Here is a 16,016-nt window from a genome sequence, read left to right as displayed (position 1 = left end):
CCGCACCTGGCCCCAGCCCGCCGCCCCGCCGGCCGAGGCGGTCACCATCACCCCCGCGTCCAAGAGCGCCCCGGCCAAGCGAAAACCCAAGGTCACCGCTTAAAACAGCGGCATTGGGGCTAGCCACGGAGACACCCGCGCCGCCTCTACGCCTAATGCAACCTATGGTTGCGCGTTGTGGCTTCGTGGCCTAAGGTGCAACTACTGGTTGCGGATTCGGGGAGAGGCCCATGGAGTACGGCACCATTGAGCATGAGATCCACATCGACGCCACCCCCGAGGTGGTCTACGAAGTCATCACGAAGCCTGAGCACATCGCGCACTGGTGGGGCTTCGACGCGTCGTTCCCGGCCGTGCCGGGCGACGGGCGGATGACCCGGCGCCGGCGGGACGGGCGTGGATCGGTCGTCGTGCCGGTCCTCGTCGTCGAGGCGGACGCTCCGCGGCGATTCGTATTCCGCTGGGTCCAGCCAGAGGGTCAGCCGGCGACGCCGCAGAACTCGTTCCTCGTGACGTTCGAGCTGGTGCCTGCCGACGGTGGGACGCTGCTGCGCCTGACCGAGGCCGGCTTCCGGGAGATCGGCTGGGAGGCCGCACAGCTCGAGGCGTACTACCGCGACCACAGCGCCGGCTGGGACGAGCACCTCCCGAGCCTGGCGGCGTACGCGGCCGGTCTGGTGCGAGCGTGACCCCGACGATCGACGACGAGCTGTGGGCGGCCCTCGGTGACCCGACCAGGCGCCGCCTGCTGGACCTGTTGCTGGCCGACGGCTCCGGCACGGCGACGAGCCTGAGTGGCCGCATGCCGGTGACGCGTCAGGCGGTCGCGAAGCACCTGAGCGTCCTGGAGCGCGCCGAACTGGTCGTGCCCCGCAAGGACGGCCGCGAGGTGCGTTACGTCGTCAACGAAGCGCAGTTCGCCCGCGCCGTCGAGCAGCTGGTCTCCGTCGGCGCGGCGTGGGATGCGCGACTGCGTCGCATCAAGACGATCGCCGAGTCGATCCAGGCGCTGCGATCGATGGATTGACTACTAACGGACCGTCTTGCAGTTCGTGCATAACGGTCGGCGTTAGCCCGTCGAATTCATGGCGCAACTGCAGCACGGAATGGGTGAGCGTGCAGTCCCGAAGGCCCCGAGCCGAACGCTCCTTCTCGAGAAACCAGTAGCCCCGATCGCCAAGGCCGAGACGGGCCGGAATGAAAGGAATCCATCGAATGACCGAAACTGCACAACCCTCTGCAATGCAAGCGGAAGCGAGCGCGGACTATCAGAAGACGATCCGCGTGAAGGCATCTCCTGGAGCGCTGTTCGATGCGCTCACCACCGTCTCCGGCCTAACCGCCTGGTGGACCCGTGCCACGGGATCCTGCGACGCCGGCGGCGAACTCAAGTTCTTCTTCGACTCCCCCGAACCGCTCCTGATGCATGTCGATCAGGCAACGCGGCCAACATCGGTGCAATGGACCGTAAACGAATGCAGCTTCCTTCCTGACTGGGTGGGAACGCGTCCGACCTTCGCCATCACCCCGGTCGATGGCGACGCGTCTGAACTTCAGTTCAGCCACCACGGTCTCACAACAGAGCTGGACTGCATCGAGCAGTGCACTCGCGGCTGGGACCACTTCCTCGCGAGCCTGCGTGAGTACGTCGAAGTCGGCCGCGGCATGCCTCGCGGAAGCGACGCAGATAAAGCCCGCCGCATGTAGGGCACGACCCCGGGGTAGTTCCGGTTTGATGCTGCGTCACAGGAGTCGCGCCCGTGTCTGCATCATCGCTGACCATCCCCTGCCTTGACCAGCTCGCCGACCTGGCGCGGTGGGAGGCAGAGCGCGCAGCCAACCCGGTCGCGGTGGAGTCGGCCCTGATGGCCAGGCTTCGGAGCGTGCCGGATCGCCGCGCTCAGCGAGGGCTTCGGCACCCGCTGCTGGTGATCCTGGTGCTGGCGGCGTGCGCGACGCTGGTGGTGGGTGGCGACTCGGTGGCGGCGATCTGGCAGTGGGCGGCACGCTCGCCGCAGGACAAGCTCGCCCGCATCGGTGCCCGCCGCGATCCGTTGACCGGCCGGTTCGAGGTTCCCAGCGAGCGCACCTTCCGCCGGGTACTCGCAGATCTGGACACCGACGCCCTGGACGAGGCGACGTGCGGCTACGCGGCGGACGTCGTACGCGGGACGGCCCCGGTCCCCGAGGTCCCGCGCACTCCTGGCCCTGCGGAGCGCGAGGAGCGGCGCGCTGTCCAGCGTGCGGCTGAGCATCCGGCGCCGCCCGGCCTGCTGCCCGCAGCAGCCGTGGACGGCAAGGCCCTGCGCGGCGCGCGTACTGAGCAGGGCCGGGTCTTCCTGGTCGGGGCGATCGGCCATGCCACCGGCGTGGTGCTGGGCCAGCGGCAGGTCGTCGACAAGCGCGGCGAAGGCTCCGCCGCTCGCGAACTGCTGGCCTCGCTGGAGGTGTCCGGCATGGTGCTGACGCTGGACGCGCTGCACACCACCAAGAAGACCGCCCGCCTGATCACCGGCGAACTGCACGCCCACTACGTCCTGATCTTGAAGGGGAACCAGCCGCTGGCCCGCGCGCGGCCCAAGCCGTGCTGGCCGGCCCCGACGCCGACTGGGTGCAGACCACCGACATCGCTTGTTCTCCACCCCGGTCAGGCTGTCGGTGCCGACGCTCGCCGAGGTGAGGAGCTCCTCTGTGCTGAGGGGCTCGATTTCGCTCACCGCGCCGACAAAGGTGGTCTTGGCCAACGCCAATACCGCCCGCGATCAGGACTTTCAGGGCGGTGGGGAGCTGCTCAGAACAGAGCGGGTCTAACTGTCGCGCTCATGACCGTCACGAAATGCCGACCAGACCGTTCTCAAAAATCCTTTACCGGCCCCGGGCCAAAGACAGGGCATCGGTGGCCCGGATCGTCACTGAGACAGGAAAACGCTCCTGACCTTCACTTGGCGGCCGTGGTGGGAGCTGTGGCGGCCGTGGTGGGAGCCGCGGAGAGCGAGGTGGGAGCCGTCGAGGGTGTGCTAGGAGCCGTGGACGGTGTGGTGGGAGCCGTGGATGGTGTGGTGGGAGCCGTGGATGGTGTGGTGTGAGCGGCGGCTGTGGTGGGAGCCGTGGATGGTGTGGTGTGAGCGGCGGCTGTGGTGGGAGCCGTGGATGGTGTGGTGTGAGCGGCGGCTGTGGTGGGAGCCGTGGATGGTGTGGTGGGGGCGGCGGCTGTGGTGGGAGCCGTGGACGGTGTGGTGGGGGCGGTGGACGGCGGCAGTGTGTCCTGCTGTGCGGGGGAAGGACGCGTCGTGGCGGCCCTGCCGGCCTGGACGTCGGGGGATGTGGTGGACAGAGCGACGGCCGCTGCGACGGCCCCGGTGACGACGATGCCGGCCACCAACCGGGCCCGTCGGGAGCGCCATCTGCTCGTGCCTGGCTGCTGCCCTGTTTCCTTGCCAATGGCCGGGATGGAAGGAAGCCGGTGGGTGGCGCCCGCAGCGGCGGTGGCCAGCCGGTCAGCTGCCAGGCCAGAGGCGGCCAGTGCATCGGCCGTCTGCTGGGCGGTGGGGCGCTCGGCGGGGTCTTTCGCCAACAGTCGCAGGATGAAAGCCTCGAACGATTCGGGAAGGTCGGGGCGGAGGCGGCGCGGAGCCTCGGGGGAGGCCTCCACGTGCTGGAACACCACAGCCATGGGCGTGTCCGCACGGAAGGGCGGGTGACCTGTGACAAGTTCGTACAGTACGCAGCCCAGCGCGTACATGTCCGCCGGGGGACCGGCCGGGCGCCCCAGGGCTTGTTCCGGTGCCAGATAGGAGCTGGTGCCGATGATCTGGCCGGTCGTGGTCAGAGTGGCGGACTCGTCTGCGAAACGGGCGATCCCGAAGTCGCCGACTTTGGCCCTTCCATCACAGGTCAGTAGCAGGTTGCCGGGCTTGATGTCCCGGTGCACCACGCCCTGCTGATGAGCGGCGGCCAGTCCGGCGGCGGCCTGCGCGCCAAATTGTGCCGCCCTGTGGAGAGAGAGCGGCGCGTGCTCAGTCAACTCGTCGGCCAGGCTGCGCCCGTCGAGTAGCTCCATCACCAGGTAGAGGCGGCACTGGTCGGTACCGAAGTCGTAGACGGCCACCACGTGGGGGTGGTTCAGCCGAGCCGCCGTCTGGGCCTCCAGCTGGAAGCGGGTTATCGCGGCGCTGTCGGCTCCCTGATTCCGGAGCAGCTTTACCGCCACCGACCGGCCCAGCACCTCGTCGACGGCGCCCCAGACCTCGCCCATCCCCCCGCTGCCGAGCAGGTCACCCAACCGATACCGATCCGCCACCAACACTGCGCACGTCCTCACTCTGACGACCAGCCATTCTGCGTCTGCCCAGCGGCAGGCACAGCACACCGTAAAACCACGTCACAAGGCGTATGGGTGCATCACACCGAAAACTCGCCGACCTCGGCAGGGGAGGGCCACTTCCCGAATGGAGTCAGGTCATGACAAAGAAGAGACGCCAGATCCTGGTGGTCTGATCCAGATGTCGTGAAGCCACCCATGACCGCATTCTCGATTCAGGCGCGGGGGAGAAGGCAGTACGCGCCCGATGACGGTAAGAGGGAGGTCGACGTCGTCTCCAGGCGACCGACTACAGCACCCGCGGACTTGACTTCGCGTTCATCAAGATCACCTAGGGCGCCACCTACACGAACCCCAAGTGGGTTGCGCAGCGCGCTACTGCTCGCAGTGGCGCCCTCATCACTGGCTTCTACCACTTCATCCGGCCGGCAATGTGGCCGAACAGGCCGACTTCTTCCTGTCGAAGATCACCCTTCGCGCCGGTGACATCCTCGCCCTCGAATGGGAAGACCCGGGGTGACTTGCGCCGAAAAGGACGCCTGGATCCGGTACGTGCAGAAGAAGGAGCCCGGCCACCGGGTGATCCTCTACTGCAACTACGACTACTGGACCAACTGCGGCCCGGCCTTGTTCGCGGGCGACGGCCTGTGGTCTGGCCCGGCCGGTCAGCAGCCCCTCGGTGAGCGGGGTACCGACGTGGTCGGCGAACTCCAGCGGTGCCGCGCCGGTTCCGCCCTCGGCTCCGTCCACGATGATGAAGTCCGGGGCCGCGCCCTCCTCCAGCATCGCCTTGCACACGGCGAGGAACTGCAGGCGCGAGCCCGGGCAGAGTTCGAAGCCGGTCGGCTTGCCCCCGGACAGCTCCCGCATCCTGGCGATGAAGCGGACGAGTTCGCGCGGAGTGGAAAACACTTGGTGGTACGGGGACGAGATCACCGCCCGCCCCTCGGGCACGTCCCGAACCCGCGCTATCTCGGCGTTGACCTTTGCCCCGGGCAGCACCCCGCCGATGCCGGGCTTGGCGCCCTGCGAGAGTTTGAGCGACACGCACTTCACGTGGTCGTGCGCCGCCTTGTCGGCGAACTCCCCCGGGTCGAACTCGCCGTCCTGCGTCCGGCAGCCGAAGTAGCCGGTGCCGATCTCCCAGACGAGGTCGCCGCCCGACCGCAGGTGGTACTCCGACAGGCCGCCCTCACCGGTGTCGTGGGCGAAACCCCCGGCCGCAGCGCCACCGTTGAGGGCGAGGATCGCGTTCGACGACAGGGAGCCGAAGCTCATCGCCGACACGTTCAGCAGCGCCATGTCGTACGGACGGCTGCAGTCGGGTCCGCCGATCCGCACCCGCGGTGGCGTCTCCGGCACCGGGCAGGGCGCCATCGACGGGATCAGGAATTCGTAGCCGGGCTGGTAGACATCCCGCTCGGTGCCGTACGGCTCCTCGGCGTCGGTGCCCTTCGCCCGCTCGTAGACGATGCTGCGCACGTCACGGTCGAAGGGGCGGCACTCCGAGCCCGCCCCAAGATGCTCCCCAACGGCCCTGGCCAGCTCGTCAGCGGGTGAAACGCCCCGCGTGCCTGCAAGGCGTCCTCCTTCAGAGGTCTTCGCGGGGAAGTAGCGAACCGAGAGGACCGAGATCGAGGTTAAGATCGCTCATCGACAGGCCGTAGCGGTCGCAGAGTTCGGCCATGCGGTCCTGGAGAACCATCAGCGTCATCCCGATCCGTTCCTCCTGGTCCTCGCTGAGGTCTCCCTGGTCGACGCGGTGCAGGGCGGTACGCTCCATGAGCTGGCGAAGCAGCTCCACGATGGTCAGGACGAGTTTGACGAGATCGCGTTCCACCGTGTCCGGGTCCGTTGCAAGCCGCGTGGCCACCCGGGTTGCGGGCCGCCCCGCCGCGTGCCCCCGGTCCGTACGGCCGTCGTCCGTGACGCCCCCGGAGTCGCCCGGAACGAGATCGAAGGCGCGTGCCGCAGCCTGTGCGATGTCGTTCCACCGTGAATCCTCGATCACCGTAGATCGCCTCACTTCTCAGGATCCGCTGGATCCGCATTCCACCAAGGGGACGGCGCGTCCGGTCCGAGGGAACGGATCACCGCGCGCAGATTGATGTGCACCAAGTCCACGTCCGCAATGGACAGGACAACGTCGCCGGTGACCACGGCACCGCCGGTCAGCAAGCGGTCCAGCAGGTCGACCAGCGCCAGTTGCCGGTCCGCGACCGGGCCGTCCGGAGCAGCTGCGGGGGTGGAGCCCGTCGGATAACCGTGCATCCGCGCTCCCCTCGGGGGCCGATGTCGCGAAGGAGTACGGTGCCCAGGGGCCGGTGATCTCCACTCGCGCTCCGGACGGCGCACCGTCCAGTACATGGACGTCCAAGCCGTCCATTGCCGCACGGAAGGCGTCCCCGCGCGCGGATGGAACCAGGAAGGCCAGGTTCGCGACGTTCTCACCGGATCCCTGGGTGAGCGCGCCCTGCTGGGGCCGGTGACGTACTTCGGCCACGGCGAACTCCCGTGCCTGCTCCAACACTCGATCGATCAGGGCATCGGCGCTGAGATACGCCAGGCGGCGGTCATCGCGCTGTGCCCGACGCTGCTGGAGGTATGCCCGTCCCGGTCCGGATGCCGCAGCCGGGGCTTCGGACTCGGTACGGCGGGCCTGCCGCGGATCGGCGTAGACCTTGACGCCCCACTCCAGCTTGCCGTCCAGGCGAGAGAGCAGACTGTCGAACTCCCCGGCACGTGCCGCCATCATCGCGGCGACGCGGGAGTCGTTCAGGTAGACGGTCGCCAGCCGCATCGGCAGCACCGTCCCGGTCCCGAACGCCGCGGCGACGACGGCGTGGTGAGCGCGAGCGGTTCGTTCCAGGCCGAGCAGGTCGTCGAGTTGGGCCTTCATGCCTTCCTCGCCGTACTGATCGGCCGGCACGTCGGCGACCAGCGCCCCGAAGCCTTCTGCACGCACCACGCGTACCGGGGCGGCCGCCACGCCGGACGTCCCGGCTTGCGCGGCGGCTTCGTCGAGGACGGGGGCGTCCCTGCCGACGGCGTAAACGTATGCCAGCGTCGCCGCCGCCTCCGGCCCGATCACCGTTCACGCTCCGCGTAGTGCTCCTGCTCACTGGCAGCGGGGAGAGACGCCCCCTCCCGAAGGCGGGCGATCTCGGCGCGCAGGCGGTCGTTCTCCTCGGCGAGGGACTCCTGGCCGGTGGCGGGTTGCGCCTGCCGGCCTGCGGTGGAATCCCGTGCGCCGGAGGAGAGCGAACGATCGTGCTCCCACCAGTCGATGCCCATCTCCTTTGCCTTGTCGACCGAGGCGATGAGCAGCCGGAGCTTGATCGTCAGCAGCTCGATGTCGAGCAGGTTGATCTGGATGTCCCCTGCGATGACCACGCCCTTGTCCAGCACCCGTTCGAGGATGTCGGCCAGGTTGGCGGTCGAGGGACCTTGGCCATAAGGGGACGGCGCCCCGGTCGATCCCATGCGGCCGGCCAGTGAATCGGACACGTGTCGTCAGCCCTGTCTGCGGTCGGGGCCCGTCAGCGACGGACCGTGGTGGAACGCCTGCGGGAACGGCGGCCCGGCGCTCGGTCGGCGTCGTCCTCGGGCTCGGCGTCGTCGTCGAGCTCGTCCTCGGGCTCCGCGTCGGCGGCCTCGGGTTCTTCCTCGTCGATCTCGTCCTCCGGAAGGTCCTCCTCGTCGATCTCGTCGTCGGGGAGATCCTCGTCCTGCAACTCGTCCTCGGGCAGGTCACCGTCCTCGGCGTCCCGGTCCTCCAATTCCTCGTCGTCGTCCGGCCGTTCGCCATCGGCGTCGTCCGGCCGGTCGGCGTCGTTGCTGTTCCCCGCGCCCCGCTCTGCGCGCTCCTCCTCTTCGACCGCCTCCTCGTGGTCGACAACCACCTCGCCGTCGCGGATCTCGCCGCGCCAGCCATCGGTGGCCTCGCCGCGCATCATGATGAACTTGCGGTAGAGCTTGAGGTCCAGGCGCGCCCGGCGTCCCTGGACGCGCCAGATGTTGCCGGTCTTCTCGAACAGCCCGTGGGGGAAATACTCCAGGACCAGCAGCACACGCGTCAGGTCCTCGGTGATGCGGTGGAAGGTCACCACACCCTTGACGGTGCCCTTGGCGCCCTCGGTGGTCCACGCGATGCGCTCGTCGGGGATCTGCTCGGTGACATTAGCCTTCCAGCTCCGGGTGGACTTGGCGACCTTCACCTTCCAGTTGCTGCTGGTGTCGTCGGTCTTCTCGACGCTGACGACACCCTTGGCGAAGGTGCTGAACTCCTGGAACTGCGTCCACTGGTCGTAGGCCTCGCGGACAGGCACGCCGACGTCGATGTCCTCGACGATCGTGATGCTCTTGGACTTCCCGCCGCCGCTCTTGCGGCTCTTGCCGAAGAGGCCCTTGACCTTTTCCTTCATGGTGTCCTTCAGATGTGACGCTCCGGCAGAGGTGAGGGCCTGGGCGGGTGACTTGCCCTCACTGAGGGCCTTGCCGCCTTTGGCGAGAGGGCCGGCCAGGCCGCCGGCCTCCCCCTCACCGAGGCTGCTGATCCTTTCGCCCAGCTTGGCGCCGAGGTCTGAGACGGCCCTCCGAGCGCGGGCCTGCAAGTATCCCTGGAGCTCCGCACGGAGCCGGTCGGCCTCGGGGCTGTCGGTCAGCGTGCCCTTGAGGGAACGCAGTGCGGACTCAGACATTGTCGTCACCTCCGCCGCTGGTCCTGCGGGATGACGCAGGACGAGAGGCTGTCTTGCGGGCGGTGCCCGATGCCTTGCCTGGCGTCCGCGCCGCCGGCTTGCCGCCGCCGGAAGCCGTCTTCCGGGCCGGGGCGGTGCTCTTGCGGGCTTTGCCGGTTCCTGAGCCGGCGCGGCGGCCGGTCTTACGTGCCGGGGCGTCTCCGGCCTGCGTCTCGTCCTCGTCGTCGCCGCGGGCAGCGCGGTCCTGTTCCGCTTCGCCGGCGGCCTCGTCCTGCTCGCCGCCGGCACCGCCTTCCAGGCTGAGGGTGCGCTCGCGCAGCGTATCGGCCAGTCCGCTGACCCGTTTGGTGAGAGCGCCCTTGGCGGCCGTCTTGGTGGCGCCGAGTATCTGCTCGCGCACCTGGCTGTTGAGTTCACCCAGCACCGGCGACTGCGCGACCGCCTTCTTGATCGCGTCCGGATCCAGGCTGAGTTTCTTCCCGGCCAGGAACATGCCCAGTCCGAGGGCGAGTTTCGCCTTCTTGGTGCGTCCCAGTAGGTATCCACCCACCAGGGCCGTCCCGATCTTCGCGTTGATCATCATCTTCCGTGAACCTCGTTCTCTCCTCGGTCAGTGAGCGGACAGACGCCGCTGCCGGGCCTCCAGCCACTCCAGCTTGTCGAGCAGTTCGTCCTCGGATGCGTCGAACTCCTCCTCGTCGATCCGCCCCTCCAGTAGTTCTCTCTCCAGGTCGGCCAGCTCCCTGCGCACCGGCTCCGGGTCGTAGAACTCGCGTTCTGCTTGGGTGATCACCTGGTCGAGCACCCACGCCGTTCCGCGCAGCGGTGCGAGGGGCAGCGTGAGCAAACCGGTGATGAGGCCCATACCGGAACTCCCTTGCGCGCAGGCGCGGTCCAACCGGTCGAATGGCCGGAGCCGCACGGGATGAAGGTCAGACGAAGCTGTACGGCGGCAGCGGACCGTTCAGCTTGAAGGAATAGAAATCGTCGCGCCGCTCGGCTTCCTCCTGCACCGCCTGCACGAACGCCGGTGCTTGGTCGCGGCTCACAAGGAAGGAGGTGCTCAGGAAGCACGAGCCGGTCGGCTCCCCTTCGCTGTGGCGTACGGCGCAGGGCGCCAGGTGGGCGAGGATCTCGCGGGCGTCGTGATCCTGCCGTGCCCGCACCTCGCCGGCGAGGATTTCGCCCAGCGCCATCTTCTGGCCGTGATCGGCGGGATGTGCGCGGGTGAGATCGTTGAGCCGCCGTGCTTCCGGGACCTCCTCAATGACCTGACGCAGCAAATCGTCCTCGGAGCGGGTGACCTTGACGTTGTACTCCCGGCAGCCGTCGATCTCGGCAAGCCGCTCCGCGTACCCCTCACTTCCGCCGGCGATCGCCGCGACGACCGCCTCGTCGTCGGCCGCGACCAGTCCGAAGCGCATCGGCAACACCGTCCCGTCCTCGAGGAGACGGTCCAGCACCCGCTGGTGCGCCAGCAGATCCCGTCGCTTCGCCCGCAGACCATCGGGCGCGTCGCTGGCGACGACGCCCAGCGGACCAGCCCCCAGGACCCGGATCTCGCGGGCGGGTTCACCGACTCCACGGACGCCGTCCAGTCGGAGCGGGTGCCCCACGCCGGCGATCGCATAGACATAGGTGGACACGTGCTACTCCTCCCGGCGGCGCGACGCCGTGCGGCGGCCGCTGCTCGAGGAGGACGAGGGGGCGGCCTTGCGTTCCCTCTTCTCCGCATCGGACTTCTCCCCATCGGAGTCACCGCCGCTGTGCAGGCCGTCGCTGATCGCCTCCATGGCTCCGGCAAGCGCGCCCTTCGACTTGCCCTTGGCGCCGGACTCCGTCGCATCCCCGACCAGATCGGTCAGCTGGGAAGGCGCCTTGCGGCCTGACTCCAGATCGAGGCGGTTGCACGCCTCAGCGAAACGCAGATACGTGTCGACGCTGGCCACCACCACGCGCACGTCGATCTTGAGGATCTCGATCCCCACCAGGGAGACGCGCACGAAGGCGTCGATGACGAGTCCTCGGTCCAGTATCAGTTCGAGGACGTCGTAGAGATTCCCGGAGTTGCTGCCTCCGGCGACTGCGGAACTGCTGTGCGTGGCAACACTCACGCTGGATCATCCTTTCCTCTTCGGACTCCTGGCGGAGCCTTCCGGAACGGGCCTGTCGGAGGAGGCCGGACCTTGATACGGAGGGGGCCGGTCCACGCCGTGGACCCGTGTGTCAGCGGTCAACCTGGCCCCTGGCGTACCGGTGGGTGCGTTCGTAGGCGACGATGCGGCCCCTGCCGTCGAGATCGACGCGATAGGACGCCATCACGCTGGTGGTGTCAGGAATCCTTGCGATCTCCACGACTTCCACATTCGCGGTCCATCCACGGTCCGTGGACTTCAGAGCGGAAACTCCTCCGGGCTCACTCTGAAGCAATTCGGATAGCTGGGCGGTTGCTGCGCGCATCGCCTCAGGCATCGAGATCCGAACACCCGGGTCGTCGTCCTTGCCGTCTTTCGCCGCCATGCTCCAGTCCAATGATGTCGGGGTAATTGACGAATCTACCGCGAACACCTCGCGGCTTCGGATCGCCTGCCCCTATCCCTCCGAATGTATGCATCACAGAAATCCCCGATGGTTCAACGGCCTGCTCGGCCCGCAGGCGTCCGGCCGACATGTGGCATGCCAGCGTGTGGTGCGACGCGGGGCGCCCCGGGCATGAAGACTGCGGGTGCCGATAAATCATCTGAGCAGGTCGGCAGGCGTGTCGGTACTCGTGTAACCGACCGTTGAGTCGGTCGTGTCGTCGGACGCCGAGGCGGGTGATTCTGTCTGGATCGGTGATCGGTTCAGGAAGTGCGCGCAGCGATGCTGCATGGCTGAGGGTTGGGTGGGATCGGTTGCCGTTATAGAACTGCTCGAACTCGCGGAGTACTTGGAGGATTTGGCGCTGGTTCCAGATCAAAGTGCGGTCCAGCAGTTCGTGCTGGCAGGTCTGTACCCAGCGTTCCATGATCGAGTTCATTCTTGGCGTCCGGTTGTCCGTGGTGACCACGCGCGCCCGCGTCCTGGAAAGCAGTGTCGAATGCCGCGGTGTACTTCGAGTCCCGGTCGCGGATCAGGAAATTCGCTCGCGCGCCCGTGTCCCTCCAGGCCATGACGGGGTTCATCCGAGCTGCACCACCCAGGCTGCCGTTGGGTGCGCAGTGGCGCCTCCTTACCTTCACGCCCAGGACTGCCAGTTCCCGTGCACTCTCCGATAGCCCAGGTGGGGTTCTCTCTCGCCAGGCGCAGCGCCAGGGCCCGGATGGAGCGCACCGTGCGTGGCCGCTCCCGGCGGCGCGGCACGCAACCGGCGGCGTGGCGCCGTTTCAGCAGATCGCGGTGCCAGCGCAGGATCGTGTCCCGGCCGCACCAGCAACTGCATGCGCCGCAACGTCTCCCTCGGTGAACTGTGGAGAAGACCGGCGAGAAGGAACCGGTCCTCCACCGTGAACGCGGGCCTGGCGCTCTGGCGCTTCGAGATCGCGAGCTGATGCCTCAAGGCCAGTATCTCGGTCGCCGGTTCGCGATTGGACATCGGCAGCAGGCGGATCGGAGAGAACGTATTCGTGACGGCGAGGTAGGCCAGGCGCAGCAGCGTCGTCCCGGCTCGTAACGAGGAGGCGGGCATCCTGCTCGCCCTGGACTCCCTGGCCGGGCAGACCCACCGTCCCGATCTGATCCTGGTCGTGGTCAACAACTCCACCGACCGCACCGAGGACTACGCCCGCACGTTCGCCGCCCGGCCCGGCGCGCCCCGTACTGTCATCCTCAACGTGCCGCACAACCCGCACAAGAAGGCGGGCGCCCTCAACCACGGCATCCGGTGGCTCTGTGCCGCGGCCTCCGACGGCAGGCTCGTGACGACCGCGAGGTACCTGCTCGTCATGGACGCGGACACCAGCCTGCACCACCAATTCCTCGCGCGCGCCCGCCGCGTCATCCAGTCCGACCCGCGGCTCGGGGGCGTGAGCGCCACCTGCCTCGGCCGCACCGATCTGTGGAACAGCCCCTGGCAGCGCTATCTGACGGGCATGCAGATCATCGAATACGGCCGCTACTCACGCTCCCGCTACCGGCGCGACATCCACAGCATGTCCGGTGCGGGCTCCTTCTACCGGGCCGAGGCGCTGCAGAGCGTGCTCCACTGGCGCGGCGAGGTCTTCTGGGAGGACCACGCCAATCTCGTCGAGGACTACGAGACCACGCTCGCCCTCAAGGAATCCGGCTGGAAGATTACCGCCAATCAGATGTGCGTCGCCTACACCGACCTCATGCCGACGCTGCGCGAACTCGTCCAGCAGCGCGAGCGCTGGATGCGGGGCACCGTGGACACGCTGCGCCAGCGCGGCTGGACGCGGCACACCTGGTACTCCATCCTCACCATCTTGATGGGCTTCGTGGGCTTCGCCTACTCCATCGGATGGGGGTTGATCTCGCTGGGCCTCATGGCCCAGCACGGGTATCTCTTCGACCCGGTCTGGTTCGCGCTGATCGCGTTCTGGGCGGTGTACGCGGGGTTCAGGGTGCGGCATCTCGGCTGGAAGGCCGTCCTCGTCGAGTGCGCGCTCCTCCCCGAAGTGTTGTTCTCCACCGTGCGCAACTACTGGCTGCTGTCCTCGGCCGCCAAGTCCTATCTCACGCGGGTCTCCGCCTGGAAATGAAATGAGCAAGCCATGAAGTACACCTCCGGCATAGCCGGCGGCACCGTCGCGGGCGGCGCGACCCTGGCCTCCACTGGTGCGTCGAACACCGGCCAGCTGCTGCTGGCCGCCAGCATCGCCCTGGTCGCCGGCGCGGTGATGACCTGGGCCGCCTCCACCCGCCGACGCCGCGCCGACGTGCGTGTAGCGGGCGAGTGACCACAGGCGTCCGGGCGCCGGGGCGTCCCCGCCACGGCACCCGGACGCCAGGGCGCGCACCGCTGAAGTTCTCGGGCACCTTCGGCGTCTTTCTCTATGACCGGCCGTCGTACATCGAGCGGTGGCCAGAGTCCAAACTCGACGGCCTCGCCGTCGGCATCCGCCGCGACGTCGAGGACTGGGCTCGTGTGCTGCACAACGACGGAACCCCGTCCCAGCCCAGAACGCGACCGTTGGACTGTTCCCCGGAGCCCACCTCAAGCTGGCAAACCAGCTCTGGCTGGAGATCATCCAGCTCGCTCTGGACCTGCCGGCCTGGATGCCGATGCTCGCACTGACCGGCCAAGCCCGCCGCTGGGAACTCAAGAAGATCCGCCTCAGATTGTTCTCCGCCGCCGCCCGCCTGGTCACCACCGGCCGCCGACGCATACTCCGCCTCGCCCGCCACTGGCCCTGGACCTACCTGATCACCAAGGCCTCCACCCGGCTGCAGACCCTGCCGAACCCCGGCTGACCAGCAGGATCAACCCACCCCGACAAGTAGTCGAGCACTTCCGGAACCGTGGAACCCGGCGCCCGGGGCAGCCAGCAGCCACACGTGCACCCATTCGTCGGTGGGTGCAGATCTTTTGAGGGTCTGGCCCACCTGCGATTTCGTACGGATCGAGTCCATGCGCCGCCACTGCGCCGTCGCGGCCGACCTTCCCGCCTGTGCCCCGCGGCACCCGGTTCGGCCCCTCGGCGCGGTACGGCCGGGCGTCCCCGCTCCCGGTAGGTCGGGGAGAGGCCCACGGGGCGCGCATGGCGTGGGGTGCGGGGGCTTACGGGTGGTACTTCTCCTCGACCGTCTCGGCACCGCCGGACTGCGGGTTCATGGTGACGCGGACGGTCACGCTGTCGGTCTTGGCAGCCGTCTCCAGCTGGTCCACGGTGCACTTCGAGGTGCCGTAGCCGTCGTTGCCGATGGTCACGCGGCCGTCGGTGTCGGAGCAGATCGCGGCCGCGCCGAGGATCTGAGTGGCGTTGGAGACCAAGAATGCCTGGTCGGTGCCGCCGCTCTGGGGCTTGACGATCAGCTTGCCGGGCGCGAGGTACCCCAGCGTGCCGACGATCGTGCTGTGGTCACCCGCGTTGGCGACGCCGCTCCCCGCGGAGGCGGACACCGGCGGGCAGTGGCCGGTCTGCTCGCCGATGGAGTTGATTTCGGCGTTGGACCTCGGGTCTCCCGCGTAGTTGATCTGGTCGGTGCAGCTCACCCCAGACTTCGTGGGAGTACCCGACGGCGTGGCGTTGGCGGAGCCTTGGCTGCTCTTGGCGATGGGTTGGGCGCTGGGCTGTGCGGAACTCGTGGGGACGGAGGAACTGGTGGAGGATCCGGCGGCGAAGGTCGCGTCGTTGGGCCCGCACGCGGTCAGTGCCAGCCCCGCGGCGATGAGCACAGCAGTCGGCAGGCCCCAACGAGCAGTCCTGGTACGCATGGTGTCCCTCTTTCGCTTTCGACGGTGTCGCCCCCCATCCGGTGGCGATGAGTCCGATCCCGCCCCCGGACGGAAGCAACTACCGGCGGCAGCAACGACTTTCGCATGGACAACAGCCCACGTCAGCGCCTGTTACAACCCCGTGGCGCAACGCCCAACACGTCAGGACAATCGATACCGGAGCATTGCCAACACCTGCGAATGCCGTTGGGTGCAGATCTTTTGAGGGTGTCTTGCACGAGCGTGACCTGCGGGTTTCTTGATTCAGCAGCCCGGCTGTACTGCGCCGATGCGGCCGAACGGGGTGCCGCGGGGCACAGGCGGGAAGGTCGGCCGCGACGGCTCAGTGGCGGCGCATGGACTCGATCCGTACGAAATCGCAGGGGGGCCAAACCCTCAAAAGATCCGCACCCTTCGTCGATGTGGCCCCCCTGCACCGTTGGTGCTCTGGGGCGGTCACAGCGGGTAACGCACGACCAGGACGGCGTCGACGTCTCCGGATGGTGCGCAGTACAGGTGCGGAACACGGTCGATCAGGGTGCCGCCTCGGGGCAACCGTCAGACCACCCTCACCGCGAGAGCGACGCCACCCTGCTTCACGCCAGGCTCAGAATCTTTC

16 protein-coding genes and 6 pseudogenes are annotated in these 16,016 nt (G+C 68.0%); 7 read left to right on the top strand and 15 right to left on the bottom strand.

Annotated features, from left to right (window positions below; all coding sequences use genetic code 11):
- Nucleotides 1-230 precede the first annotated feature (230 nt).
- The 4 genes and pseudogenes from FCI23_RS42055 to FCI23_RS61015 form a co-directional block, all read left to right on the top strand.
- The gene (locus FCI23_RS42055) at nucleotides 231-689 is read left to right on the top strand and encodes an SRPBCC domain-containing protein (RefSeq protein WP_136729351.1); all 459 of its coding nucleotides are present in this window, start codon (nucleotides 231-233) and stop codon (nucleotides 687-689) included.
- Nucleotides 686-1,027, top strand: coding sequence for an ArsR/SmtB family transcription factor (locus FCI23_RS42050; RefSeq protein WP_136729350.1), 342 nt, complete (start codon nucleotides 686-688; stop codon nucleotides 1,025-1,027). Before FCI23_RS42055 ends, FCI23_RS42050 begins: the two co-directional genes overlap by 4 nt.
- Before the next feature lie 188 nt (nucleotides 1,028-1,215).
- The gene (locus FCI23_RS42045) at nucleotides 1,216-1,707 is read left to right on the top strand and encodes an SRPBCC family protein (RefSeq protein WP_211265694.1); all 492 of its coding nucleotides are present in this window, start codon (nucleotides 1,216-1,218) and stop codon (nucleotides 1,705-1,707) included.
- 158 nt (nucleotides 1,708-1,865) lie between these two features.
- A pseudogene (locus FCI23_RS61015) lies at nucleotides 1,866-2,552 on the top strand (transposase family protein); the annotation flags it as partial.
- Nucleotides 2,553-2,630: 78 nt separating this feature from the next.
- On the opposite strand, the pseudogene FCI23_RS61010 reads toward FCI23_RS61015, so the two are convergent.
- From FCI23_RS61010 to FCI23_RS61000, 14 genes and pseudogenes are all read right to left on the bottom strand, one after another.
- Nucleotides 2,631-2,775, bottom strand: a pseudogene (locus tag FCI23_RS61010) (ATP-binding protein); the annotation flags it as partial.
- Nucleotides 2,776-2,938: 163 nt separating this feature from the next.
- Nucleotides 2,939-4,300: a serine/threonine-protein kinase gene (locus FCI23_RS61005; RefSeq protein ID WP_246144585.1), complete on the bottom strand. Its 1,362-nt coding sequence runs from the start codon at nucleotides 4,298-4,300 to the stop codon at nucleotides 2,939-2,941.
- A 684-nt stretch (nucleotides 4,301-4,984) separates the two neighbouring features.
- Nucleotides 4,985-5,821, bottom strand: a pseudogene (locus FCI23_RS42025) (glutamate synthase-related protein); the annotation flags it as partial.
- 91 nt (nucleotides 5,822-5,912) lie between these two features.
- Nucleotides 5,913-6,332, bottom strand: coding sequence for a gas vesicle protein K (locus FCI23_RS42020; protein ID WP_246144584.1), 420 nt, complete (start codon nucleotides 6,330-6,332; stop codon nucleotides 5,913-5,915).
- Nucleotides 6,333-6,343: 11 nt separating this feature from the next.
- Nucleotides 6,344-6,592, bottom strand: coding sequence for a gas vesicle protein (locus tag FCI23_RS42015; RefSeq protein ID WP_136729347.1), 249 nt, complete (start codon nucleotides 6,590-6,592; stop codon nucleotides 6,344-6,346).
- Between the two features lie 85 nt (nucleotides 6,593-6,677).
- Nucleotides 6,678-7,412, bottom strand: a pseudogene (locus FCI23_RS42010) (GvpL/GvpF family gas vesicle protein); the annotation flags it as partial.
- Nucleotides 7,409-7,828 carry a gas vesicle protein gene (locus tag FCI23_RS42005; protein ID WP_246144583.1) on the bottom strand — a complete coding sequence of 140 codons (420 nt, stop codon included), beginning with the start codon at nucleotides 7,826-7,828 and terminating at the stop codon, nucleotides 7,409-7,411. The pseudogene FCI23_RS42010 and the gene FCI23_RS42005, both read right to left, overlap by 4 nt.
- 32 nt (nucleotides 7,829-7,860) lie before the next feature.
- Nucleotides 7,861-9,021: an SRPBCC family protein gene (locus FCI23_RS42000; RefSeq protein WP_136729346.1), complete on the bottom strand. Its 1,161-nt coding sequence runs from the start codon at nucleotides 9,019-9,021 to the stop codon at nucleotides 7,861-7,863.
- Complete coding sequence (locus tag FCI23_RS41995) at nucleotides 9,014-9,604, bottom strand: hypothetical protein (RefSeq protein WP_211265692.1); 591 nt, start codon at nucleotides 9,602-9,604, stop codon at nucleotides 9,014-9,016. The genes FCI23_RS42000 and FCI23_RS41995 overlap by 8 nt, the downstream gene beginning before the upstream one ends.
- A 27-nt stretch (nucleotides 9,605-9,631) precedes the next feature.
- Entirely contained in the window at nucleotides 9,632-9,886 is a 255-nt protein-coding gene (locus tag FCI23_RS41990; protein ID WP_136729345.1) for a gas vesicle protein GvpG, read from the bottom strand.
- 67 nt (nucleotides 9,887-9,953) lie between these two features.
- Nucleotides 9,954-10,667 carry a GvpL/GvpF family gas vesicle protein gene (locus FCI23_RS41985; RefSeq protein ID WP_136729344.1) on the bottom strand — a complete coding sequence of 238 codons (714 nt, stop codon included), beginning with the start codon at nucleotides 10,665-10,667 and terminating at the stop codon, nucleotides 9,954-9,956.
- Between the two features lie 3 nt (nucleotides 10,668-10,670).
- Nucleotides 10,671-11,135 (bottom strand): gas vesicle structural protein GvpA, encoded by a 465-nt coding sequence (locus FCI23_RS41980; protein ID WP_136729343.1) that lies wholly within the window; start codon nucleotides 11,133-11,135, stop codon nucleotides 10,671-10,673.
- Nucleotides 11,136-11,247: 112 nt separating this feature from the next.
- Nucleotides 11,248-11,553: a gas vesicle protein GvpO gene (locus FCI23_RS41975; protein WP_322973981.1), complete on the bottom strand. Its 306-nt coding sequence runs from the start codon at nucleotides 11,551-11,553 to the stop codon at nucleotides 11,248-11,250.
- Nucleotides 11,554-11,773: 220 nt separating this feature from the next.
- Nucleotides 11,774-12,688, bottom strand: a pseudogene (locus tag FCI23_RS61000) (integrase); the annotation flags it as partial.
- On the opposite strand from FCI23_RS61000, the gene FCI23_RS41965 reads away from it, so the two are divergent.
- From FCI23_RS41965 to FCI23_RS41955, 3 genes and pseudogenes are all read left to right on the top strand, one after another.
- The gene (locus FCI23_RS41965) at nucleotides 12,687-13,721 is read left to right on the top strand and encodes a glycosyltransferase (RefSeq protein ID WP_136729341.1); all 1,035 of its coding nucleotides are present in this window, start codon (nucleotides 12,687-12,689) and stop codon (nucleotides 13,719-13,721) included. The pseudogene FCI23_RS61000 and the gene FCI23_RS41965 overlap by 2 nt on opposite strands.
- A 12-nt stretch (nucleotides 13,722-13,733) precedes the next feature.
- The gene (locus tag FCI23_RS41960) at nucleotides 13,734-13,919 is read left to right on the top strand and encodes a hypothetical protein (protein ID WP_136729340.1); all 186 of its coding nucleotides are present in this window, start codon (nucleotides 13,734-13,736) and stop codon (nucleotides 13,917-13,919) included.
- A 268-nt stretch (nucleotides 13,920-14,187) separates the two neighbouring features.
- Nucleotides 14,188-14,433: pseudogene (locus tag FCI23_RS41955) on the top strand (transposase); the annotation flags it as partial.
- 307 nt (nucleotides 14,434-14,740) lie between these two features.
- Here FCI23_RS41955 and FCI23_RS41950 read toward each other — a convergent pair.
- Complete coding sequence (locus FCI23_RS41950; RefSeq protein ID WP_136729339.1) at nucleotides 14,741-15,397, bottom strand: hypothetical protein; 657 nt, start codon at nucleotides 15,395-15,397, stop codon at nucleotides 14,741-14,743.
- Nucleotides 15,398-16,016 lie beyond the last annotated feature (619 nt).

Source organism: Actinacidiphila oryziradicis (genome assembly GCF_005047355.1).
GTDB lineage: Bacteria > Actinomycetota > Actinomycetes > Streptomycetales > Streptomycetaceae > Actinacidiphila > Actinacidiphila oryziradicis.
The sequence above is the reverse complement of the archived record's forward strand: the minus strand, read 5'-3'. Positions and strand labels throughout refer to the sequence as shown.